Raw genomic sequence first — 22,786 nt, 5'->3', positions numbered from 1 at the left:
GACTGATACTCACGCTTCAACACCAACGGCGGCATGACTGGTCCCCTTGGAAAATCTAATCGTTCTGTCGTGGGCGATCCGATGGTGCTGCGAACACCACGAACAGCCCTCTCCAATTACCGGCGCGCCGCAATAGAAGTACGGGGGCACGTCGTGAAAATTGCCGAGCGGCCAATGACATTGGTCGTCGCGCAGCTCGAGCAGCGTCGGCGAACGCTTCTCGCCGCTTTCGGCCTCGGCCGCGCGCTCCATGATGGGCACGACGGCTTTCTTATTGGCTATAATCTCAGGCTCCGGCGTGGAGCCCTTGCGTGCGGCGATGACCTTGGCGACCCTTGGCGCGGTATTGACCGCACCCGGTGTAGCCGGACTCGGCCTGCGCGCCTTGGCGACGTTGGAGGGCTTGCGCCAGAACGAAAGCCCCAGCCTGTGCACCTTGCCGATGACGGCGTTGCGCGACAGCTGGTAGCCGTCCGCCTTCATCGCAGCCTCCGCCTCGCCGGCGGACATCTTCTCCACCATCACGTAGTGGCGGAGCTTCTCGATCATGGTGTCGGACCAATCACCCACGATTGGTCTCCTCAGACTTCGCTGGTCGGCTGCGCGCCGCCAGCGTCGCCGCCCAGGATGCGAAGCACCTCGTCAAGCGAAGCAAGAGCGTCACGGCAATGCGGCGCGGTAGAGCCCTCCAGCTTTCGGCGCGCCATCGCGACCCCGTCGAGGGCGATGCGCCACTCGGCGGCGTCGGCCGCTTCCCGCAGCACGTCCATTTCCCATGCATCAATTCTTCGTGCTTCCCCATACCAAATGTCCCTCGCTCGCCCGTAAGCGATGCCCGTGCGTTCTGATGTTCGTGTGATTGCTGCCTTGACGTAGTCCCCCGCAGGGCATGGCTCGCTCGCGCGCTTCGCGAGATGCGCGGCGATCTCGGACGCTTTTTCCGAGCGGGAGGACGGCTTTTCTGTGCGTAAGGACTTGACGGCGCTCGAATCAACCAGCGCAATGGTTAGGTTGCTCATGCGCGCACCTGCTGAAGCGAGTACGCGCTACCACGATCGTTTAGATTCCCGTCGTTGAGACCATTAAGACTAACCCGTCTTATTCGTCAGAGTGCGCCTGAGAGGCTGGCGAGCGTGGTGTAAAGCGCTGATGCGGCGTAGGATTCGGTTGCAAAGCCAACCCCATCACCTCAACCGCGAACGCCAGGCCCGCCATGACCGATGATACGATTCTGCCCTTCTCGTTTCCAGCCGTTCACGCCAAGAAAGTCACAGCTGCCTTCGATGGCGGTCGGCTGACCTCGAACGGGGGCGTGATGCTTCTGGCGATGGCCGAGCGGCGTCTCGGCTTGGCCGACAATTTGGCCCGGGTGTTCCCGGATCGGCGCGATCCGACGCGGGTCGTGCACAGCCTTGTCGATATGTTCCGCGCGCGCATGTTCGCGATCTGCTGCGGCTACGAGGACGCCGACGACCTCGATCATCTGCGGTCCGATCCCGCATTCAAGCTGGCCTGCGGACGGCTGCCGGACACGGGTCGCGATCTGTGTTCCCAACCGACGCTGTCGCGGCTGGAGAATGCTCCGCGCCTGCGCGACGTGATCCGACTGACCTACACTTTGGTCGACGCATGGATGGATAGCTACCCGCGCGAGCCGGCATCCGTCACGCTCGACATCGATGATACCTGCGATGTCGTCCACGGCCATCAGCAGCTCTCGCTGTTCAACGCTCATTATGACGAACGCTGCTTCCTGCCGATCCACGTCTACGACACGGAGAAGAGCCGGCCCGTGGCGGTCGTGTTGCGGCCCGGCAAGACGCCGGGCGGCGTCGAGGTGCGTGCCCATCTGCGCCGCCTGATACGGCATATCCGGACGCGGTGGCACAACACGCGAATTACGTTCCGTGGCGACGGGCACTATGCCCGGCCGGAGGCAATGGCGTGGTGCGAGACCAACGGCATCGACTACATCTTCGGTCTGTCCGGCACCAAGCCGCTCGCCAGAAAACTCGACGAGGCCGCCGACGACATCCGCACGCGACGCGCCATCGAGAACCTGCCGGTTCTGCGTGGCTATACCGAGACGCGCCACAAGGCCAAGTCCTGGGATCGCGAACGGCGTACCGTCGCCCGTATTGAGGCGACGATGCTCGGCCTCGACATCCGTTTCGTCGTCACCAGCCTCGATGTCGGCTCGGCCGAGTGGATCTACGACAGCCTGTATTGCGCGCGCGGCCAAGCCGAGAATCTGATCAAGCTGCATAAGACACAGCTCGCCTCCGATCGCACCAGCTGCCGTTCGGCGCTCGCCAATCAAGTCCGCCTCGTTCTCCACACCGCCGCTTATTGGCTGATGCTGACCGTGCGCGACGCGATTCCCAAAGCCCGGGAATTGGCCACAGCCGAGTTCGCGACGCTGCGTCTTCGTCTCTTGAAACTCGCTGCCCGTGTGGTCGAGACCACGAGCCGCATTCGCCTTGCGTTTGCCGCGGCATGTCCCGAAGCCGACCTGATCCGCGGCTTGCCAGGCGCGCTGCTGCCTCTCGGTCCTTGACCGGCGGGGCGTCCGCCCCCCGTTCGCCCAACCTACACCTCAAGCGCGTTGCAAAGTACGGGTCGGTCAGGCGGTGAAAAGCCGAAGGCAATCCCGCGCGCCTCGTCAGAGCAGATGTGCGGCCACATCAATCGGACTAAAAAAAGCACTCTCACGAATAGGACGGGCTAAAACTATAGCCCTGTGACGCCCGAACCTTTTTTTGAGTACGAGAGTTTTTGCATGACCCAAGTCGTAAGGAAATGCTTGCGCTGTGACAGCGCAACCAGTCATAGAATTGCCGCAACTGGCGAGAAGGCCGAAAGAGCCGATAATGGTTACAGATGCTTTGGAAGTGCGTGCCCTCGACAAGGATCTGCTTCAACCGATCGAGGTGAAATACATCGACGCCGACCGCTTCGAGTTCACGTTCCGCACCCGGAACGGCACGCTCGTGACGAGCGTGTTGAACGCAGTGGGCATGGTCCACTGCATCAACCTCGCGATGAAGGCACTCAACGAGTACCCCACGCAGGCGCTGCACGATCTGCTGTCGCTGTAGCCTGCCCATCAGCGCTTCGCCCGTTTTTTCGCCGCAGCCTTGCCGCGCTTTTGCGCCGGCTTGGAGCGCGCGGCCATGGCGGGCTGGGTCTTGGCGATCGCGGGCAGATGATCGTCCGCGGTCACGAGACCCTTGGTGGCGTTCTTGATGCGCGCCCAGACGGTGGGCGTCGGGTAGTGCAGGAATTTTCGGTATCTGGTGACGGACCAGCGCGCGACGCCGATCTTGTCGGCGAACTGCTGGTCGGCGCCCGACGGCGAAACGTCGGGATACGCAACCGCGTAGTATTCTGCGAGCGTCATTGGCTTTCCGGTGATGGAGGTGGGCGCGTCCGTCACCAACAAATGCACCAGATAGGTACACTGGTCAAGATGTCACACGCGCGCCCCTACACCTTTTCGGTGAAATGACACATGGCAGCACGTTTGGTACCGAACAGCGTGACTCAAAAAATACTTCAAGCGCACGGAATAGTCCCCTGCCCGGGCGACTCTGCTACGACGGTTCTTCACTCCCGGTTGAGCGAAACTTTGACTAGCACAGAGATGGATATGATCGCGGACGGCCGCAGGCGGACAGGCAATAGCCGCCTGAAGAACCCGCCCCCGGAAAACTCGATTCGCTACTACAGACAGCGCAAGGGCTTGACGCTGAAGGAGGTTGCGACTCTCCTCGGCACCACCCACCAGACCATCCAGCGACTCGAAGAGCTCAATCAGGTTCTTACCCCCGACTGGGCGATGCGAATCGGTTCGGTGCTTGGCGGTATTCCCGGCGCCCTGATCGCCTATTCAGACGACGAGGACGCCTACCCGTGGGCCGCGAGGCCCATCCCGGTGATGGGGGTGATCGACGAGCGCCGGCAAATCGAGCTCCAGCAGGAGCCGCTTTACCGCGTAGGCCTGACCAACAGGCCGACCGGCACGGTTGCGATCGAAGTGCGCGACAGGACCATGCTGCTCGATGGCTGGCTCCTCCTCTACGACGACACCCAGGCCGAGCCGATCACCGATGACATCATCGCGAGGCAGGCCAACAACGAACGATTCGTCTGCCGCCTGACCGACGGCACCGTCTGGGTGCGCCGAATCGTGCCTGCTGCGAACGGTCTGCACCACCTCGAAACCGATCACGCGCCGCCGATCTACGACGCGCACGTCGAATCGGTTGCGTTGGTGCTGGGCTTCGAGAGACCGGGGCAGGACCTACCCCCGAGATAGGCCGCGGCGATTCGCCTCACAATTCCGGATTACTACGGATGACGCCCCGCGCGCGATGCAGTCAGGGCTTCGTCATGGTCGGGGACAAAGGGGACATCGCTCAACTGGCACGCGGCCTGCAATATATCCAATAACTAAGATTCTTAGATCAACTATCTCCAAGAACTCAGAACAAGGGGGCCCCTATAGGGCCCCCGTTTGTTTTCTGTTTTGAGAGATTTTCTAAGAACTTCAGAATTTAATGTTGTGCAATCCGTGCCAGCGCGCGTAGACGGAATGCACCAGATTTTTTCGATTCGGTGCATTTGCACCCTTGACGATGCACCTTTCAGGTGCAATATCGGATGCACACCGGGAGACCAACCCACCATCCATCGTCAGCAAGCCCGGTTCCGAGGGTGACTGTCAGGCCGCGCCGCACTTCGCAGGTGCACACGGACTGACGCTCGCGGGACCGGGAGGGAGCACCAAACCGTGACCGACACCGACACGTTCCAACCCGTGGGCGCGTTCGCCCAAGCCGTCGTCGACAAGATCCAGCTCGGCGCCGTCGACAGCCACCCCGTCACCGACCGCGCGTCGTGGCTCGCCATGCGGACCCGCGACATCACCGCCTCCGACATCGCGTCGATCTGCGGCGTCGGCTACCGCTCGGCGCTCGCAGTCTGGGCCGAAAAGACCGGCAAGACCCAGCCGCAGGCGGACAGCCCCATCCTGCAGCGCGGCCGCTGGCTCGAGCCCGCGATCTGGCGCGCCATCGAGGACCGCGAGCCCAGCTGGCAGCTGCGTCCTGCCAAGGTCTATCTGCGCTCGCCGTCGCTGCGCGTTGGAGCGACGCCGGATGCACTGGCAGTGGACCCCGAACGCAAGGGCTTCGTGCTCATTCAGGGCAAGGTCGTTGCTCGGCCGACGTTCATCAACGACTGGCTCGGCGGCGACAAGCATCGCGGCGCCCCCGAGGTTCCGCTCGGCTATCAGCTGCAGACGTTGACCGAGACCATGCTCGCCGAGGCGCGCTTCCAGACCGAAATCCATCCGGTCCTGGCCGCGCTTGTGGTCGGCGACTTCACCGCCGACCTGCACATGATCCCGGTGCAGCGCCACGAAGGCGCTGAACAGCGGGCGCTCGCCACCGTCAAGAGGTTCTGGGAGATGATCGCCAGCGGCCAGCAGCCGGCGCTCGACCCGAGCCGCGACCACGACGTGGTGCGCAAGCTGTACCCTGTCGCGGACGGCACCACGATCGACCTCTCCGGCGACAACGAGATTCCCGAGATGGTTGACGAGCGCCTCGAGCTCGGCCGCCAGATCAAGGAACGCGAGGATCGTCGCGACGAGATCACCACGACGATCATGCACAAGATCGGCGATGCGTCGTTCGCAGTCATCGCAGGCGGACGCAGGCTCTCGGCCAAGGTCACCAACGTCAAGGAGAAGGTTGTCGCACCCTACTCCTTCCGCAGCCTGCGCGAAGTCAAGGCGCTCTGACTAGCGCCTTCCTCCCTTCCCATTCCCACTATTCGGAGACCATCCACATGACGACGATCATCGACAATGACGATAGCCGGGTGCGCACGCTGGAGGCGTTCGCCGGCGTTGCCGGCCCTGCCCCGTCCAACCTTCCTGCGACCCAGCCGCAGAGCTTCCTGCCGCCGGTGGATCGCGTTCACGGCGCCCAACAGGTGGCCGTCCGGCGCCACGAACCGGACGTGCTGCGCAAGATCAAGGAGCTGGCGGCGGCTGCGGGTGAGTATTTCTACTACCGCTTTCCCGTGAAAAATAAGGGCAAGACGGAATACATCGAAGGCCCGACGATCAAGTGCGCCAACGCGGTCGCGCGTTTGTTCGGCAACTGCGATGTCGATTGCCGCTCGGTCGACATCGGCACCCACTGGGTGTTCCACGCGCGCTTCATGGACTTGGAGACCGGCTACTCGCTGACGCGGCCGCTGCAGCAACGCAAGACCCAGGCCACCGTGCGCGGCGATGCGGGGCGCGCCGAGGACATCGCGTACCAGATCGGCACATCGAAGGCGATCCGCAACGTCGTGACCAACGCGCTCGACACCTTCACCACCTTCGCGTGGCAAGAGGCGAAGATGTCGGTCAGAGCTGGCGCCGGTTGTTTGGACAGCGCCCCGCGGGATTTAAGTGGATTCCTGCCGGGTTATGCTGAACGCGGGGCCTTTCGATTTTGTCGTTGCGTCGGGAGGGCGTAGCCCGACCAGAGCGACGACAAAATCGTCGGCGACGGTCATGCGGCCATCACCATAGCTTGCGTGCCGAAGTAAGCCTCGTCGGGCGTGCGCCCGTCAAGGCTCGAGTGAGGGCGTCCCTGATTGTAGAAGGCCAGATACTTGGCAATTGACGCTCGCGCCTCGGACACGCTGTCGTAGGCGCGGAGATAAACTTCTTCGTATTTGACCGTGCGCCAGAGCCGCTCGACAAACACGTTGTCGCGCCAGGCGCCCTTGCCGTCCATGCTGATGGCGATCTTCGCGTCCAGCAGCACATCGGTGAACTCGAGGCTGGTGAACTGGCTGCCCTGGTCCGTGTTGAAAATCTCGGGCCTGCCGTGCTTCGCCAACGCCTCCTGGACCGCTTCGACGCAGAAGGCCGCCTCCATTGTGATCGAGACGCGATGGGCCAGGACCCGTCGGCTGAACACATCGACGACCGCCGCGAGATAGACGAAGCCACGCCGCATCGGAATGTAGGTGATGTCCATTGCCCACGCCTGGTCGGGCCGCTCGATCTTCAATCCGCGCAACAGGTACGGGTAGATCTTGTGACCCGGTGCCGGCTTACTCGTGTTCGGGCGACGATAGACCGCCTCGATCCCCATGCGCTTCATCAGCGTCGCGATGTGGCGGCGACCGGCGTATACGCCCTCCCGCCGCAGCAACGATCGCTGCATACGCGCTCCCGCGAAGGGATAATCGAGATGCAGCTCATCGAGCCGACGCATCAAGGCAAGGTCCTCGGCCGAAACTGGCCGAGGTTCATAGTAGACCGTGCTGCGAGCCAGCTTCAGGACCTTCGCCTGGCGCACGATAGAAAGATCATGACCGCGGTCGATCATCGCTTTGCGCTCAGCAGGCCCGCCTTGGTGAGCGCGCCGGACAAAAAATCGTTTTCCAACGCCAGCTCGCCGATCTTGGCATGTAACGCCTTCAAATCGACCGGCGTCTCGGCCGACGCCTTGTCATGCCCAAACACGCCGGCGGCGCCTTCCAGGAGCTGGTTTTTCCAGATCGTGATCTGGTTCGGATGAACATCAAACAGTTGCGCCAGCTCCGCCAGCGTCTTGTCGCCTTTGACCGCAGCCAAAGCAACCTTCGCCTTGAATGCCGGAGAATGCATCCGGCGGCTCTTCTTCGTCATCTTCGCTCCTGATTCGCGGCAAGAATCCTCGCCGCTGTCAGGCAGAAAATCCACTCAAGCTACTGTCCGAATTTGCGGAGCCAGCTCTGTCGTCGAGACCGTCGGCAAGCAGATCGAGAAGTACAAGACCCGGGTCCAGATCCGATTGGACGAGATGGAGGTCGACCTCCATCGCGTCGAGGCTGTACGCGGTCGACCGTTGAAGGATTGGCTCGCCACCGATGTCGCGCGCACCATCGCCGAAATTCAGGCCGTCAACGACGGCATGGCGACGGCGGACGAAACCTGGCCGAAGAAGGATGACCAGAAGGCCGATGGCGACGGCAAGCTGTCGCAGTTCGCGAGCGACGCCAACAAAGCGGACGGCAACACGGAGACCGTCGACCCCAAGACCGGCGAGGTCACCGACGGGGTCGCCAGCACCAACAACAGCGCGCAGGGCGATCAGCCCGCGCAGGGTTCGCAGACCGCCGAGGATGGCCCCCAGCCATTGGCAGCTGCGACGGAGGACGGCGCGGAAGCGTCCGCCGCGTCGTCCTCCGCTAAATCCGAGCCTGACGAGCCGCAGATGACGGAGGCCGAATACGAAGCCTACGCCATCGCGTGGTTTGCCGAGGCCGCCGTCGTCGAGGAGGCGCGCGCCCGCTGGGCTCGCGAGAAGTCGATGCGCGTCAACGTCAAGACGGCGACGCTGACGAAGCTGGAAGCGCTGATGAAGGACACCATCGCGCGCATCAAGAAGGACACCAACAAGGGATAGCGCGGAGAGCAGAGCCAATCTCCTGACGGGGTACCGCGCGCGGCTCTGACGACGAAAGGCGCCTCCGGGGTTCGTAAGTCTCTCTCGCGTGGTGTGGACCACGGTCCGGACAAGGCGACCAACGCGCGCATCTACCGTGGGGCGGGAAGCCGCCCTTCTCGCCCCACGGGACATTTATCGCCGGGCTTCGTAGCCCGAACACACTTTAGTCGGGAAACCAGCATGGCGACGATCATCAACTTGAAGGGGACCAAAGAGGCCCCGAAAAACTCTCGCTCCAGCATGGAGACACGGATCATCTCCATCTCCGGTGTCCAGCAGTGGAAGGTCCCGCCGTTCCAGCGTCCGGTGCGGGTCAATGCGAAGGTGCAGGAGGCCGCGCAGTCGACACGGGAAAACGAAGCCATCGAGGGCGTCATCACGCTGGGCCAGGTCAGGGGAGACCTCGCCTACTACATCGTTGACGGCCAGCACCGCATAGAGGGCTTTAAAATCTCCGGCATCGAGGAGGCGTTGGTCGATGTTCGCGTCGTCACCTTCGAGGACTTCGCCGAGATGGCGAACGAGTTCGTTAAGCTGAACTCGTCATTGGTTCGGATGCGACCCGACGACCTGCTGCGCGGCATGGAGGACTCGACCATCTCGCTGCAGCTTATCCGCAAGCATTGTCCTTTCGTCGGCTATGACCAGATCCGGCGCGCCTCGACCGGGGCGCCGATTGTGGGCATGTCCGTCATCCTCCGCTGTTGGGCCGGGTCGGCCGGTGAGACGCCGACATCAACGATGGCTGGTCAGTCAGTCTCGTCGCTCGCCAAGACCACGGACGAAACCAGCGCTCGGCAGTTGATCCAATTCCTCGGCAACGCCCATCAGGCATGGGGACGAGACCCTGAATACTATCGACTGTGGGGCGCCCTGAACCTTTCGCTTTGCATGTGGCTCTACCGTCGCCTCGTTATCGACCGCGACCGGATGGGCAACAAGCGCGTCGTGGTGCTGAACCAGAACGAGTTCAAGCAGTGTTTGATGTCGGTCTCGGCGAGCGGCGATTACCTGCAGTGGCTCGTCGGCCGCAACATGACCGAACGGGATCGCAGCCCCGCATACATGCGCCTCAAGGCCATCTTCCAGAAGCGCCTGCAAGAGATCACCCAGACCAAGTCGGCGCTGCCAGCTCCGGCGTGGTCGTCGCGCTGACAATCTACCCTATGGCGGGGCTTCGCAGGCCCTGCCCAGCACCATCAAGGAGACCATCTACGTGGCTGGATCAGTGAATAAGGTAATTTTGGTCGGCAATCTCGGGAAGGACCCCGAGGTGCGCCGCACCCAGGATGGCAGGCCGATTGCGAACCTGTCGATCGCGACGAGCGAGAGTTGGCGCGACAAGGGCACCGGCGAGCGTCGCGAAAAGACCGAGTGGCACCGCGTTGTAATTTTTAACGAGGGCCTCGCCAAGGTCGCCGAGCAGTATCTCAAGAAGGGCGCCAAGGTCTACATCGAGGGCCAGCTGCAAACGCGCAAGTGGACCGACCAGAGCGGCGTCGAGAAGTATTTCACCGAGGTCGTGCTGCAGGGCTTCAACTCCACGATGACCATGCTCTCGGATGGTGGCGGCGGCCGTGGTGGCGGCGGCGATGATCGCCCCAGCGGCGGATACAGCAGCGGCGGAGCCGCGCCACGCCGCGGCGGCCAGGACAACGGCGGCCAGCAGTCGCGGTTCGACAACGACATGGACGACGACATTCCATTTTGAGGAGCGCCAGCATGGCCCGCGATGAAGAGCTGATCGCTGCCTACGAAGAAATCGACCGCCTGCGAGGCGGCTTCCTCGAGCTGCTGGAAGCCGCCACTGGCAAGTTCGATCCGCTCGGCTTTGTCGAGCGCGTCACCGGTGTCACCGCCGAGATGCTCGACGAGGCGTTGGACGCGTAACTGCGGAGGTTCGAGAAGTGGCGGTCGCGGAAGCCGAGGTCACGATCAACGGACTGGCGCTCACGGAGCGCCAGTCTGCGGCATTGCGGATCAGTCTGGTCTGCACGCGCGATGGTTTGCTGCGCTCTCGAGACGCGAAGGACGTGGCCCTGCTCTACCGAATTGACCAGCTGCTCGAAGTGATTGGAAGGACACCGGTGAGAGCATGAGCGGGATCGTGATCGCCAACGAGGAGGATCGCATCTTCCTGTGCCGCATGGTGATGGACGCCAAGCCCGGCACCCTGATCGAGATGCACGTCGATCTCGCCTCCGAGGCTCAGCGCAAGAAGATGTGGGCGATGCTCGGCGAGGTGTCCAAGCAGGTGCCGCACGTCGACATGAACGGCAACACCAAGTTCTACGCGCCCGAGCAGTGGAAGCTGCTGATGATGCACGCCTGCGGCCAGGAGGTGGAGATGATGCCCTCCCTCGATGGCTCGACCTTCCTGCCCTACGAGGGCCGGTCATCGAAGATGAAGGCCGTCGATATGGGGGAATTGCTCGCCTTCATCGAGGCGTGGGGCGTCCAGAACGGGGTGGAGTTCAGCCGATGACCAAGCCCGAGCAACTGAAGATGTTCGACCTGCCGGATGTCGAGGAGCGCGTCATCGACGTGCCCGCCGAGAAGCCGCCCGCCGCGCCTAAGCGCGCGGGCCAGCGCAACCGGCAGCCAGCGCTCGCGGTCCGCCAGTACGAGGTCAAGAGCGGCGGAGACTACTCCCGCGTGCAGGCGGCCTCGCGTCGGCTGCGAAGTACATCGCATTCAGGTTTGCGCGGAGCATGGGCCAGTACCTCTACGAGGGCGGCTTCATGGCGTTCGTCTCCGGCGGCCTGCAGGTCAGGGAAGAGAGGAGATCGAAGTGAGCGTCAACGTTGAACAGATCATCGTCGGGCTGATGGCCCTCTCGGTCCTCGGCGTCTTTTTCTGCATGGGATTTGGCAAATGAGCATCATTGCGACTGAGAGACTGCAGCAGATCGAGCAACTCGACAGCCAGGGCAGGTACGGCGGTCTCGCGCGCGAGGCGCTGGAGGCCCTGCCCGTGACCTTTCAAGGTCGCGTCGCCGAGTGGATGGCAGCCTGCTTCTCTCCGGAGGTCTGTCGCGACGGACGCGAGCGCAACCACCGTTTCCTCGAGGCCGAATGTGACCGGCGCCATCAAGAGGCCGAGAAGTTGCGTGAGGAGCTGGCGGCAACGCAGGCAAGTGTGAAATAACAACCCGACGTCTTCGCAGGAGGCCACAACAAGGAGACCAGACTATGGGGTACAAGCATCTGACGTCGGGCGAGCAGTTCAGGGTCATGACCCGGCTGCACGAGGTCGTCGAGAAGGTGGCGACCACCGACGACCAGCTGTGGTGTCGCTACAACAACGGACTCGACGATCACACGATCGCCGAGGAGCTCGGCTTCAGCCGTCAACGCTGTCGGCCGGCTGCGCAAGGAGAACTTCGGCAACCTCTACAAGGAGCCGAAGGAGCAGACGCAGGCGGCGTCGAAGCGCGAACAGGAGCTGCTCAATCTGATCGCCGAACAGGCCGGTCGCATCGACGAGCTGGAGGCCCGCCTGATCGCGGTCGAGGATCGCCTCAAGATGCGGCCGCAGCCCAGCTGCCGTTGCAAATCGTTAGTTAAGACCCCGGCCGGGGCCCGCTTCGCAGGCGGGCCCCTTGCTGGCAAGGAGACCAGAATTATGACACGGTCGATCCCATATACAGCGGCTGCGCTCGCGCGCGCCATTAAGGGCGTCGAGCAGGCCGGGCGCTTTGTTGTCGGTATCAAGGTCTCCGACGGCACCCTGATTATCTCGGACAAGCCCGTCGACGTGGCTTCCATTGTTCCAAGTTCTGAGCCAGCATCGCCCCGGCCACCGCCACAACGAAGGCGTATAGGGGAGCGGACCCACAATGGTTAGCGTCAAACTGAAGGGCCTCAAGATTTCGACATCCAAGGGGCGCTGGTACGTCTACCGGCGCGCCGATGGCGAGAAGCTCATTCAGGGATTCAAGGGGACGCGCGCCGAGCTGCAGCGCAAGATGGAGGACCCCTCCTTCATCGGTATCTACAACCGCGCGCGCAAGGTCGAGCAGCGCGCCGGCAGCTTCGGCACCGAGACGCTCGGCGGCCTCGTGCACTGGTACACGAACGGCGACATCGACCGGCTGGAGGAGAAGGATCACCTCGACAATCCTGGCCGGCTCGAGACTGGTTACCCGAAGTGGCACTCGAAGCTGTCGCGGGCGACGCGCAAGGATTACCTGGCTGCGTTCCACTATCTGCGCGCCGACTTCGACACGCCGCTGGCCGACATCGAGCAGCCGGACCTCTACGAGCTTCGCGACGCCTGTGCCAACAAGAAGTGGCCCCGCTTCGCCGACAAGATGATTGCGGCGCTGTCGTCTGCGTTCAAGCAGGGCGTGAAGCGCGGCCACATGAAGATCAACCCGTGCCTCGGCATGGACAAGATCCACGAGGCCGATCCGAACGCGAACCGCGAGTGGTTCTCCGAGGAGCTGCAGGCGGCGCTCACCAAGGCCCCGGCCGAGGTCCTGACCTGCCTGATGCTGGCGCGCTATGCAGGGCTACGCGGCCAGACCCTCGTCGGCGTCAACTGGAAGCAGCTGCGGCCGCACCCCAAGACCGGTATGGCGATCCAGCTGGTGACCCGCAAGAACAGCGAGCCGAACTTCCTGCCCGTGCTCCCCGAGCTGCAGGAGCACCTTTCGGCGCTCAAGCGGACCTCGACCAAGATCGCCGTCCGCGACGACGGAACCCCGTGGGCCAACGAGGTCGACATGCAGACCAGGGTGAGCCACTGGCTTCGCGATCTGGAGCGCGCCGGCGAGATCGGCGAAGGCACCACCCTGCACGGCCTCCGGGTTTCCTATGCCGCATGGTGGAAGCGCGTCGGCGGCGCGAACAACTCCGAGATCGCCGACCTACTCGGCGACCGGTCGGAGCGCATGGGCGCGCATTACACGCGCCACGTCGAGCGAGAGGTCAACATCATCCGGGCATTCAACCGGCTGACCGACAAGACGTGAACGAGAACAGAACGAGTTTTGGAAAACTCGGGGGAATTTTTGGAAAACCATTTGACGAAAAGCGCGAAAATGCTAAGCAAATCAATGGGCGGACGTGGCGGAACTGGTAGACGCAAGGGACTTAAAATCCCTCGATGGCAACGTCGTGTGGGTTCGACTCCCACCGCCCGCACCAGCCTTCGCTCGCGAAATGATTAGCGTTGGCGCGACAGCCAGCCAGGCGAAGGCGATGCGGTTGCCGCGAGTTACGGCTCGGCAGGCCGAGCCTTACGCAAACCCCAGACCGATCCGCCTCTCCTTCTTCCAGATCACCCGGCAGGTGTGCCGCTGGCCGTCGACGGCGAGGACGAAGCGGTCGGGAAACCACAGCGGCGAATTGACTTCGATGCACGCCCCCTGCGGAGAAAGATTTCGGACCGTGCAGGGTATCGCTTCATTGCCGAACTCGATCGCCCACGATTTGAGGACGCGGCGACGGGAGCCGCCACGCCGCTCATCGGTCGGCATCGGCTGTTGCCCGCCGGCTGGTGCGGGCCTGCTTTCGTCGTCGGCCATGAACCCGTCGCGGTCGGTACACAAGCTGGCGGTCAGGTTACGACGTGATTCTGACGGGAACCTTAAGACATCGCCAACCGCGTGGCATGCCACGCGCGCGCCCACGGCCTGAGCGTTCACTCGGTATCACGATGCTCGCATCACCTGATCGTGTTTCCGGGCTGTGGCTCGGTTCACAAGCCGGGATCGCCGCGTCTCGTAATCTTCGCGCATTGGAAAATTCCGGCCGCTTATTTCGCGGCCGTCGCATTTCGAAATCAATTTGGTCGGAGATCGGTGATGGAGATTGCAAACTGCAATCGGATTGCTGGCGACAGGGCGCGCGATCAAGGCGCCTCCATTCTCGAGCATGGCGACGACGCGGCCCATTGCAGCAACGGGCTCAATGCCCAGAAATTCCGCGACGCGACGCCCAACGAGCGCGTGATCTACCGGCGATGGATTCGTGGCGCGATCATGCTGTACGGATTGCTGGCACTCGCCGCAGGAACGGCGGTCTGGATCAACGGCGCGGCGGTCGGGCCGACACAGCTCTCCAGCCTGTCGAGTGCGAACGCCGCGAAATCGGGTCACTCACATTAAAGCGTTTTCGAGCGAAGTGGGCACCGGTTCGCGTGAAGAAAACGCGTCAAACAAGAAACTAGCCCGTCTTATTCGTCAGAGTGCGCCTGAGAGGCTGGCGAGCGTGGTGTAAAGCGCTGATGCGGCGTAGGATTCGGTTGCAAAGCCAACCCCATCACCTCAACCGCGAACGCCAGGCCCGCCATGACCGATGATACGATTCTGCCCTTCTCGTTTCCAGCCGTTCACGCCAAGAAAGTCACAGCTGCCTTCGATGGCGGTCGGCTGACCTCGAACGGGGGCGTGATGCTTCTGGCGATGGCCGAGCGGCGTCTCGGCTTGGCCGACAATTTGGCCCGGGTGTTCCCGGATCGGCGCGATCCGACGCGGGTCGTGCACAGCCTTGTCGATATGTTCCGCGCGCGCATGTTCGCGATCTGCTGCGGCTACGAGGACGCCGACGACCTCGATCATCTGCGGTCCGATCCCGCATTCAAGCTGGCCTGCGGACGGCTGCCGGACACGGGTCGCGATCTGTGTTCCCAACCGACGCTGTCGCGGCTGGAGAATGCTCCGCGCCTGCGCGACGTGATCCGACTGACCTACACTTTGGTCGACGCATGGATGGATAGCTACCCGCGCGAGCCGGCATCCGTCACGCTCGACATCGATGATACCTGCGATGTCGTCCACGGCCATCAGCAGCTCTCGCTGTTCAACGCTCATTATGACGAACGCTGCTTCCTGCCGATCCACGTCTACGACACGGAGAAGAGCCGGCCCGTGGCGGTCGTGTTGCGGCCCGGCAAGACGCCGGGCGGCGTCGAGGTGCGTGCCCATCTGCGCCGCCTGATACGGCATATCCGGACGCGGTGGCACAACACGCGAATTACGTTCCGTGGCGACGGGCACTATGCCCGGCCGGAGGCAATGGCGTGGTGCGAGACCAACGGCATCGACTACATCTTCGGTCTGTCCGGCACCAAGCCGCTCGCCAGAAAACTCGACGAGGCCGCCGACGACATCCGCACGCGACGCGCCATCGAGAACCTGCCGGTTCTGCGTGGCTATACCGAGACGCGCCACAAGGCCAAGTCCTGGGATCGCGAACGGCGTACCGTCGCCCGTATTGAGGCGACGATGCTCGGCCTCGACATCCGTTTCGTCGTCACCAGCCTCGATGTCGGCTCGGCCGAGTGGATCTACGACAGCCTGTATTGCGCGCGCGGCCAAGCCGAGAATCTGATCAAGCTGCATAAGACACAGCTCGCCTCCGATCGCACCAGCTGCCGTTCGGCGCTCGCCAATCAAGTCCGCCTCGTTCTCCACACCGCCGCTTATTGGCTGATGCTGACCGTGCGCGACGCGATTCCCAAAGCCCGGGAATTGGCCACAGCCGAGTTCGCGACGCTGCGTCTTCGTCTCTTGAAACTCGCTGCCCGTGTCGTCGAGACCACGAGCCGCATTCGCCTTGCGTTTGCCGCGGCATGTCCCGAAGCCGACCTGATCCGCGGCTTGCCAGGCGCGCTGCTGCCGCTCGGTCCTTGACCGGCGGGGCGTCCGCCCCCCGTTCGCCCAACCCATCCCTCAAGCGCGTTGCAAAGTACGGGTCGTCAGGCGGTGAAAAGCCGAAGGCAATCCCGCGCGCCTCGTCAGAGCAGATGTGCGGCCACATCAATCGGACTAAAAAAAGCACTCTCACGAATAGGACGGGCTAGAGCTTCGGTTCTGATTCAATCAGAACCGAAGCTCTAGAGGCGCGAGCTCAAAACGAAAATGGCCGGGACAACGCCCGGCCATTCGTCGTGAGTAAGACTGCACCCCTACTCGGACTTGTCGATATTCCAGAAGATCGGCGTCGCCGGACCGTCGAGCACGCCGGTCAGCGACTTCCGCCAGGCGCTTGGAACCGTGTACTGACCGAGCGGGATGTAGATCACCTGATCGTAGGCCTCGGTCTGGATGTCAGCGGCGATCTTCTTCTTTTCCTCGGCCGAGCCAGCGCGCGCGAACTTGTCGCGCAGCTCCTCGATCTTCGGATCCTCGGCCCAGCCGAACCAGCCGCCGTTCTTGCCACGGCCGGAGATCGACGCGTTGACGATCGGATCGGCGACGTCGGCTGCGACCCAGTTGGTGAAGAACATGTTCCAGCCGCCTTCCTTCGGCGACTTCTGGCTGGCGCGGCGGGTCACGACGGTCTGCCAATCGGTGGCCTGGAAATCCACCTTGAAGCCGGCATCGCGCAACTGCTGCGCCACGACGATCGGCTGGGCCTTCAGCGTGGTCACATCGCCCGGCCCCATGATGACGACGGGCGTGCCGTCATAGCCGGACGCGGCAAGCGCCTTCTTGGCTTCCGCCATGCCGTTGCCCTTCACCAGCGTTTCGGCACCGACGTCGGTCTCCAGCGGCGTACCGCAGACGAAGAAGGCGCCGCAAATCTTCTGGTACTTCGCATTGCCGACCAGCGCGTCGAGCACGTCCTTCTGGTTCATCGCCAGGAACGCGGCGCGGCGCACCTTCGGATTGTCGAACGGCGGATAGAGGAAGTTCATGCGACCAAGGGTCTGGAAGCCGAACTTGTTCAGGACGTCGATCTTGAGATCCGGATTGGCTTCGAGCACCGGCAGCATGTCGAACGGAAGGTTCTCCATGAAATCGATGTCGCCGGACTGCAGCGCGTTCACCGCGGTCTGCGCGTCAGCCATCGTGACCCACTCGACGCGGTCGACCTTGACGACCTTGCCGCCTGCGGTCCAGCTCGCCGGCTCCTTGCGCGGCACGTAGTCCTTGTTCTTCTCGTACACCGCCTTCACGCCCGGCTGGAATTCCGCCTGCACGAATTTGAACGGCCCGGAGCCGATCTGTTCCGGGATCGGCTTGTCCGGCGGCGTCTCGGCGAGACGCTTCGGCATCATGAACGGCACGCGCGACGACGGCTTGCCGATCGATTCGAGCACGAGGCCGTAAGGCTCCTTCAGCTTCAGCGTGATGGTCTTGGCGTCGGTCGCCTCCAGGCTCGCGACGAAGTCCATCAGCTTCTGGCCCATGCCGTCGACCTTGCCCCAGCGCTGCAGCGAGGCGACGCAGTCTTCCGCGGTGACCGGCGCACCGTCATGCCACTTCAGGCCGTCGCGCAGCGTGAACGTGTATGTCAGCTTGTCGTCGGAGACCTTCCAGTCCGCCATCTGCGGCTGGATCTTGAAGTTGGAATCCGTCGCCAGCAGCGTGTCATAGATCATGTAGCCATGATCGCGGGTGATGTAGGCGGTGGTCATGATCGGATCGATGACGCGGAGATCCGAGTGCATCACCGCGGTGATGGTCTTGCCCGCAGCCATCGCCTGCGGTGCAAATGACAATTCCTGCGGCGCGAACGACAGTGCAAGCGCCGTCAACGCAGCCGCAAGCGTGCGGTGCTTCCAACGCGAGATAGGGAACATGCAATCTCTCCTGACGTGAAACTGGTCAAAGCCGGCTTATTCGTTATGCATGCGGTTCGTTATTTAGGCGAACTAACATGCTGTATGGCTTGTGAAATCGAGACTTGCACCAAGCGCAATGCGCGTCAATCGGTTTCGGGCGGGATCGGACGTACACAAACGAATGAGGCCGCGCGCCAGATTTTGGCTTTACAAATTCGTCGGCTGAGATTTTCGTAACGCGCGCGCGATGCCGGCGCGATCAAAACAACAAGAGAGAAAAACGATGAACCCAGCCAATCTTCCCTTTGATTCCGAAACAATGCTGCAGGGCCTGCGTAGCTGGGTGGAGTGCGGGAGCCCGACCTGGGATTCGGCGGCAGTCGAACGCATGCTCGACCTTGCCGCACGCGAGATGGCGATCATGGGTGCGACGATCGAGCGCATCGCCGGTCGCCAGGGCTTTGCCGGCTGCGTCCGCGCCCGTTTTCCTCATCCGAAGCAAGGCCAGCCCGGCATCCTGATATCAGGCCATCTGGACACCGTGCACCCGGTCGGCACCATCGAGAAGCTGAAGTGGCGGCGCGAAGGCAACAAGTGTTTCGGGCCCGGCATCTTCGACATGAAGGGCGGCAACTATCTGTCGGTCGAGGCGATCCGGCAATTGGCGCGCGCCTCCTTCACGACACCGCTGCCGATCACGGTGCTGTTCACCCCCGATGAAGAGGTCGGCACGCCGTCGACGCGCGACATCATCGAGGCGGAAGCCGCGCGCAACAAATATGTGCTGGTGCCGGAGCCCGGCCGTCCGAACAACGGCGTCGTCACCGGTCGCTACGCGATCGCGCGCTTCAATCTGGAAGCAACAGGCAAGCCGAGCCACGCCGGCGCGACGCTGTCGTCGGGCCGATCCGCGAGATGGCCCGGCAGATCATCGCCATCGACGGCATGACCACCGAGGACTGCACGTTCTCGGTCGGCATCGTGCATGGCGGCCAATGGGTCAATTGCGTTGCGACGACCTGCACCGGCGAAGCGCTCAGCATGGCCAAGCGCCAGGCCGATCTCGACCGCGGCGTCGAGCGCATGCTGGCGCTGTCCGGCACCGCCAACGACGTGACATTCAAGGTGACGCGCGGCGTCACCCGCCCGGTGTGGGAGCCGGATGCCGGCACCATGGCGCTCTATGAAAAGGCAAAGGGCCTCGCGGCGGCGATGGGCCTCGATCTGCCGCATGGCAGCGCCGGCGGCGGCTCGGACGGCAACTTCACCGGTGCGATGGGCATCCCCACGCTCGACGGCCTCGGCGTTCGCGGCGCAGACGCGCATACGCTCAACGAACATATCGAGGTCGACAGCCTCGCCGAACGCGGCCGCCTGATGGCGGCACTGCTGGCGACGCTGGACTGACATCGATTTGCACTGCACAACACGTTGGCACTGCCGGATCGAAATTTAGCCTTGTCCAATTTTCAGGCTTCGCCTACGGTCCGGCCGTCCAACACGACGATGCGGGAGAGATCGGAGCAACAACATGCGTGTTGTTGGCTTCGGCGCCGACGGAGCAACCGCCCCGGAAACTCTCAGGCAAAAGGACTGTATCGTCAGGACGATCTGGAGAGAGACGAATATGGCCGCACATCAAGGGCCATGACGTCCACCGAAGGGGATAGTTCGCTATTGGGCTGCGGCCCGATGCGGATCAAGCTCTCAGGTACCGTGACAGATGGGGCGCCGATGCCGGTTTCACCGGTGGTTCGGCGACTCTAACCCACGGGAGCCTGAAGACTATCATGCCTCACATTGCGATCATTGGCGCCGGCATCACCGGCGTGACGACGGCCTATGCCCTGCTCGAACGCGGCTACCGGGTGACTGTCCTCGACAGGCATCGCTACGCCGCGATGGAAACCTCGTTCGCCAATGGCGGACAGCTCTCCGCCAGCAACGCGGAAGTCTGGAACAGCGCCGCGACCATTCTCAAGGGGCTGCGCTGGATGCTCAGAAGCGACGCGCCGCTCTTGATGAACCCGAAGCCGAGCTGGCACAAATATTCCTGGATCGGCGAGTTCGTCGGCCACATCGGCCGCTATCGCAGCAACACCATCGAGACCACGCGGCTCGCCATCGAAGCGCGCAAACATCTTTTCTCGATCGCACAGCGCGAGAACATCGCCTTCGATCTCGAACGCCGCGGCATCCTGCACGTCTATCACGACAAGGCCGGCTTCGAAGCGGGCCTGCGGGTCAACACGCTGCTGCAGCAAGGCGGGCTCGACCGCCGGCCGGTGACCCCTGACGAAATCCGCACAATCGAACCTGCGCTGCAGACGGCCTGCTATGGCGGCTTCTTCACGCCGTCGGACGCGACCGGCGATATCCACAAGTTCACCCGCGGACTTGCCGACGCCTGCATCCGCCGCGGCGCGAGCTTCATCCACGAAGCCGATGTCGATGCGATCGCGCGAGGCGACGACGGCTTCCGCGTCAGTTGGAACGAAGCCGCTTCGCATGATGCTGACGTCGCGACGCAGCATGAGTTGCAGGCCGATGGCATCGTCATCTGCGCCGGGGTGGCGAGCCGTCACTTCGCTGGCATGCTGAACGACCGCGTCAATGTCTATCCGGTGAAGGGTTATTCGATCACCGTGCAGCTCGATGCGCCGCAAAGCCGCGACGCTGCGCCGACCGTCAGCCTGCTCGATGAAGCTGCGAAAATCGTCACCAGCCGGCTCGGCGCCGACCGCTTCCGCGTCGCCGGCACCGCCGAGTTCAACGGCTTCAACCGCGACATTCGCGCCGACCGGATCCAGCCGCTGGTGGACTGGGTGCGACAGCATTTCCCCGGGATCGACACCTCGAAGATCGTGCCATGGGCGGGCCTGCGCCCGATGATGCCGAACATGATGCCGGTGGTTCGCGCCGGACGGATTCCGGGCGTGTTCTACAATACGGGCCACGGTCATCTCGGCTGGACGCTCTCGGCCGCGACGGCGCAGATGGTAGCAGGGGCGATCGATGATTGGAGCGACCTCGACACGCCTTCAATGGTGCCGTCGCAGGTCGATACGACCGAGACCACCCGCGCAGCTTTCCCCTAATTACCCGGCCGAAGAGGAAGAATATGAGCGTATTTGCGTATGGCCAAGTCGGAATTCGCTGAGAAGCGCCGCGTGATAGGAACTAGCGTCACAATGGGAAAAAGCGCTTCATCGCGGGAGGGGACAATGCGCATTGGGGTGGTGAGCACGCATGACATTGCGGTCCGGCGCGGAATCCTGAACGACATGGATGCCGGCAGCGATCTCTTCGGCGGACCGATGCGTAACCGCGCCACCGGCACGCGCACCGACTGCGTGCGCCGCCTTTCCAAAACAGTCAACGCTCAGCCTTCTGCACAGGGCTCCACGAAAGGCACGACATGACAACTGAGACGTTGACCAAGCCGGATTCAGATTGCCGCAGAGCTGTGCGCGGCCGTCGACCGAAACTTCGACGATCAGATCGCGTTCCTGTCGCGCATGGTGCAGTTCCGCAGCTTGCGCGGACAGGAAGCGCCGCAACAACTTTGGCTGGCCGAGCAGTTCGCAAAGCGCCGCTACGACGTCGATGTGTTCAGCCTTGCGGACGTCAATCTGATGAGCCATCCGAAGGCTGCGCCAATGGACGGCATCGATCTTGCCGGATCGCAGCAGGTTGTTGCGACGAAGAACAGCAAAGGCAGCGGGCGTAGCCTGATCTTGCAAGGTCATATCGACGTGGTGCCGGAGGGGCCCGCTGACCTCTGGGACCAGCCGCCGTTCGCAGGCGCCGTGCGCGACGGCTGGATGTTCGGGCGTGGCGCGCAAGACATGAAGGCCGGTGTCTCGGCAATGATCTTCGCGCTCGATGCTATCAGAGACGCCGGCTATGCCCCGGGCGGGCGCGTCCATCTGCAGACCGTGACCGAGGAAGAGAGCACCGGCAACGGCGCATTGTCCACTCTGATGCGCGGCTATCGCGCCGACGCCTGCCTTATTCCCGAACCGACCGGACACACGCTGACGCGCGCCCAGGTCGGCGCCATCTGGTTTCGCCTGCGCGTGCGCGGCACGCCGGTGCATGTCGCCTATTCCGAGGCGGGTACGAGCGCCATCCTGTCGGCGATGCATCTGGTGCGCGCGTTCCAGGATTACACCAAAACGCTCAATGCCCGGGCGCTCGACAACAGCTGGTTCCGCACCGTCAAGAATCCGATCAAGTTCAATGTCGGGATCATCAAAGGCGGCGATTGGGCCAGTTCGACCGCGGCGTGGTGCGAGCTGGATTGCCGGCTCGGTCTGCTGCCGGGCGAGACACCGCGAGAGGCGATGCGTGGCATCGAGGAATGCCTGGCCGAGGCGCACAAGGCCGACGACTTCCTGTCCGACAATCCGGCTGAGCTCGTGTGGAGTGGTTTTCAGGCGGACCCGGCGGTGTGCGAGCCTGGCAGCGAAGCGGAAGCAGCTCTGTCGGCCGCCCATCATTCCGTCTTCCAGGCTCCAATGCAGGAGCGCCTGTCTACCGCCGTCAACGACACCCGCTACTATTGCGTCGACTATGGCATCCCTGCCCTTTGCTATGGTCCTTACGGCATCGGCCCGCATGCGTTCAACGAACGCGTCGAGCTCGACAGCCTTCGCAAGACAACGCAGAGCATCGCATTGTTCGTCGCCAACTGGTGCGGCGCGATGAGAGCGTGAATCGACTTGTGGTTTCAGGTCGGTGGCGCGTGACGAAATGTGCAATTC

General features: G+C 63.0%; 24 protein-coding genes, 1 tRNA gene, 1 pseudogene and 2 riboswitches. Of the genes and pseudogenes, 20 read left to right on the top strand and 6 right to left on the bottom strand.

The genetic code is table 11. The features are described 5' to 3' along the window. Positions 1 to 9: 9 nt before the first annotated feature. Both HAP54_RS29250 and HAP54_RS29245 read right to left on the bottom strand, forming a co-directional pair. Entirely contained in the window at positions 10 to 570 is a 561-nt protein-coding gene (locus HAP54_RS29250) for a GcrA family cell cycle regulator (RefSeq protein WP_312022806.1), read from the bottom strand. An 11-nt stretch (positions 571 to 581) separates the two neighbouring features. After that, positions 582 to 1,019 carry a hypothetical protein gene (locus HAP54_RS29245; RefSeq protein ID WP_166306378.1) on the bottom strand — a complete coding sequence of 146 codons (438 nt, stop codon included), beginning with the start codon at positions 1,017 to 1,019 and terminating at the stop codon, positions 582 to 584. A 194-nt stretch (positions 1,020 to 1,213) separates the two neighbouring features. Between HAP54_RS29245 and HAP54_RS29240 the strand changes: the two genes are divergently transcribed. Together HAP54_RS29240 and HAP54_RS29235 are read left to right on the top strand one after the other, a co-directional pair. Then, positions 1,214 to 2,557, top strand: a complete 1,344-nt coding sequence (locus HAP54_RS29240; RefSeq protein WP_166204320.1) for an IS1380-like element ISBdi2 family transposase — start codon at positions 1,214 to 1,216, stop codon at positions 2,555 to 2,557. 313 nt (positions 2,558 to 2,870) lie between these two features. Next, positions 2,871 to 3,098 (top strand): hypothetical protein, encoded by a 228-nt coding sequence (locus HAP54_RS29235; protein ID WP_166306375.1) that lies wholly within the window; start codon positions 2,871 to 2,873, stop codon positions 3,096 to 3,098. 8 nt (positions 3,099 to 3,106) lie between these two features. Here the strand turns inward: HAP54_RS29235 and HAP54_RS29230 are convergent, their stop codons facing one another. Next, positions 3,107 to 3,400 (bottom strand): hypothetical protein, encoded by a 294-nt coding sequence (locus HAP54_RS29230; protein ID WP_166306372.1) that lies wholly within the window; start codon positions 3,398 to 3,400, stop codon positions 3,107 to 3,109. A gap of 249 nt (positions 3,401 to 3,649) precedes the next feature. Here HAP54_RS29230 and HAP54_RS29225 point away from each other — a divergent pair, with 249 nt between their 5' ends. From HAP54_RS29225 to HAP54_RS29215, 3 genes are all read left to right on the top strand, one after another. Next, on the top strand, positions 3,650 to 4,318 hold the full coding sequence (locus tag HAP54_RS29225) for a helix-turn-helix domain-containing protein (RefSeq protein ID WP_166297216.1): 669 nt from the start codon (positions 3,650 to 3,652) through the stop codon (positions 4,316 to 4,318). Between the two features lie 474 nt (positions 4,319 to 4,792). Continuing rightward, positions 4,793 to 5,806, top strand: coding sequence for a YqaJ viral recombinase family protein (locus HAP54_RS29220; protein WP_166306369.1), 1,014 nt, complete (start codon positions 4,793 to 4,795; stop codon positions 5,804 to 5,806). Positions 5,807 to 5,853: 47 nt separating this feature from the next. Beyond that, positions 5,854 to 6,537: a hypothetical protein gene (locus tag HAP54_RS29215; protein WP_166306366.1), complete on the top strand. Its 684-nt coding sequence runs from the start codon at positions 5,854 to 5,856 to the stop codon at positions 6,535 to 6,537. 35 nt (positions 6,538 to 6,572) lie between these two features. On the opposite strand, the gene HAP54_RS29210 is transcribed toward HAP54_RS29215, so the two are convergent. Then, positions 6,573 to 7,702, bottom strand: a protein-coding gene (locus HAP54_RS29210; protein WP_166204126.1) for an IS3-like element ISRj2 family transposase whose coding sequence is annotated in 2 segments (ribosomal slippage) — positions 6,573 to 7,450 and positions 7,450 to 7,702 — 1,131 coding nt in all. Because the reading frame shifts where the segments join, the coding sequence is not laid out codon by codon here. A 145-nt stretch (positions 7,703 to 7,847) separates the two neighbouring features. On the opposite strand from HAP54_RS29210, the gene HAP54_RS29205 reads away from it, so the two are divergent. From HAP54_RS29205 to HAP54_RS29160, 10 genes are all read left to right on the top strand, one after another. Next, a complete protein-coding gene (locus tag HAP54_RS29205; RefSeq protein WP_166306363.1) occupies positions 7,848 to 8,462 on the top strand; it encodes a hypothetical protein in 615 nt (204 codons plus the stop codon). Between the two features lie 222 nt (positions 8,463 to 8,684). Further along, entirely contained in the window at positions 8,685 to 9,659 is a 975-nt protein-coding gene (locus HAP54_RS29200; RefSeq protein WP_166306360.1) for a hypothetical protein, read from the top strand. 61 nt (positions 9,660 to 9,720) lie between these two features. Then, positions 9,721 to 10,215: a single-stranded DNA-binding protein gene (locus HAP54_RS29195; RefSeq protein WP_166306357.1), complete on the top strand. Its 495-nt coding sequence runs from the start codon at positions 9,721 to 9,723 to the stop codon at positions 10,213 to 10,215. A gap of 11 nt (positions 10,216 to 10,226) precedes the next feature. Continuing rightward, positions 10,227 to 10,394, top strand: a complete 168-nt coding sequence (locus HAP54_RS29190; protein ID WP_166297224.1) for a hypothetical protein — start codon at positions 10,227 to 10,229, stop codon at positions 10,392 to 10,394. Positions 10,395 to 10,411: 17 nt separating this feature from the next. After that, positions 10,412 to 10,603, top strand: coding sequence for a hypothetical protein (locus tag HAP54_RS29185; RefSeq protein ID WP_166297226.1), 192 nt, complete (start codon positions 10,412 to 10,414; stop codon positions 10,601 to 10,603). Beyond that, a complete protein-coding gene (locus HAP54_RS29180) occupies positions 10,600 to 10,989 on the top strand; it encodes a recombination protein NinB (RefSeq protein WP_166297228.1) in 390 nt (129 codons plus the stop codon). Before HAP54_RS29185 ends, HAP54_RS29180 begins: the two co-directional genes overlap by 4 nt. Beyond that, complete coding sequence (locus HAP54_RS29175; protein WP_166306354.1) at positions 10,986 to 11,312, top strand: hypothetical protein; 327 nt, start codon at positions 10,986 to 10,988, stop codon at positions 11,310 to 11,312. Before HAP54_RS29180 ends, HAP54_RS29175 begins: the two co-directional genes overlap by 4 nt. Before the next feature lie 66 nt (positions 11,313 to 11,378). Beyond that, positions 11,379 to 11,651 carry a hypothetical protein gene (locus HAP54_RS29170; RefSeq protein ID WP_166306351.1) on the top strand — a complete coding sequence of 91 codons (273 nt, stop codon included), beginning with the start codon at positions 11,379 to 11,381 and terminating at the stop codon, positions 11,649 to 11,651. A gap of 691 nt (positions 11,652 to 12,342) precedes the next feature. Continuing rightward, positions 12,343 to 13,479, top strand: a complete 1,137-nt coding sequence (locus HAP54_RS29165) for a tyrosine-type recombinase/integrase (protein WP_166306348.1) — start codon at positions 12,343 to 12,345, stop codon at positions 13,477 to 13,479. Between the two features lie 88 nt (positions 13,480 to 13,567). Continuing rightward, a tRNA-Leu gene (locus HAP54_RS29160) sits at positions 13,568 to 13,654 on the top strand. A 92-nt stretch (positions 13,655 to 13,746) separates the two neighbouring features. On the opposite strand, the gene HAP54_RS29155 is transcribed toward HAP54_RS29160, so the two are convergent. After that, entirely contained in the window at positions 13,747 to 14,034 is a 288-nt protein-coding gene (locus HAP54_RS29155; RefSeq protein WP_224741745.1) for a PilZ domain-containing protein, read from the bottom strand. A gap of 279 nt (positions 14,035 to 14,313) precedes the next feature. On the opposite strand from HAP54_RS29155, the gene HAP54_RS29150 reads away from it, so the two are divergent. Further along, entirely contained in the window at positions 14,314 to 14,616 is a 303-nt protein-coding gene (locus HAP54_RS29150; protein ID WP_166306345.1) for a hypothetical protein, read from the top strand. Between the two features lie 183 nt (positions 14,617 to 14,799). After that, positions 14,800 to 16,143, top strand: a complete 1,344-nt coding sequence (locus tag HAP54_RS29145) for an IS1380-like element ISBdi2 family transposase (RefSeq protein ID WP_166204320.1) — start codon at positions 14,800 to 14,802, stop codon at positions 16,141 to 16,143. Between the two features lie 275 nt (positions 16,144 to 16,418). On the opposite strand, the gene HAP54_RS29140 is transcribed toward HAP54_RS29145, so the two are convergent. Continuing rightward, positions 16,419 to 18,038, bottom strand: a complete 1,620-nt coding sequence (locus tag HAP54_RS29140; protein WP_166306342.1) for an ABC transporter substrate-binding protein — start codon at positions 18,036 to 18,038, stop codon at positions 16,419 to 16,421. A gap of 265 nt (positions 18,039 to 18,303) precedes the next feature. Between HAP54_RS29140 and HAP54_RS29135 the strand changes: the two are divergent. The 3 genes and pseudogenes from HAP54_RS29135 (at position 18,304) to HAP54_RS29125 (ending at position 22,738) form a co-directional block, all read left to right on the top strand. After that, positions 18,304 to 19,427: pseudogene (locus HAP54_RS29135) on the top strand (M20/M25/M40 family metallo-hydrolase). A 92-nt stretch (positions 19,428 to 19,519) separates the two neighbouring features. After that, positions 19,520 to 19,626: riboswitch (glycine riboswitch) on the top strand. A gap of 3 nt (positions 19,627 to 19,629) precedes the next feature. Next, positions 19,630 to 19,745, top strand: a riboswitch (glycine riboswitch). Positions 19,746 to 19,810: 65 nt separating this feature from the next. Beyond that, the gene (locus HAP54_RS29130) at positions 19,811 to 21,118 is read left to right on the top strand and encodes a D-amino acid dehydrogenase (protein WP_166306339.1); all 1,308 of its coding nucleotides are present in this window, start codon (positions 19,811 to 19,813) and stop codon (positions 21,116 to 21,118) included. A 348-nt stretch (positions 21,119 to 21,466) separates the two neighbouring features. Next, entirely contained in the window at positions 21,467 to 22,738 is a 1,272-nt protein-coding gene (locus tag HAP54_RS29125) for an ArgE/DapE family deacylase (RefSeq protein ID WP_166308532.1), read from the top strand. Positions 22,739 to 22,786: the final 48 nt, after the last annotated feature.

It is taken from the genome of Bradyrhizobium sp. 2S1, from assembly GCF_011516625.5.
GTDB classification, from domain to species: Bacteria; Pseudomonadota; Alphaproteobacteria; order Rhizobiales; family Xanthobacteraceae; genus Bradyrhizobium; species Bradyrhizobium septentrionale.
This window is presented reverse-complemented; position numbering and strand designations above follow the sequence as displayed.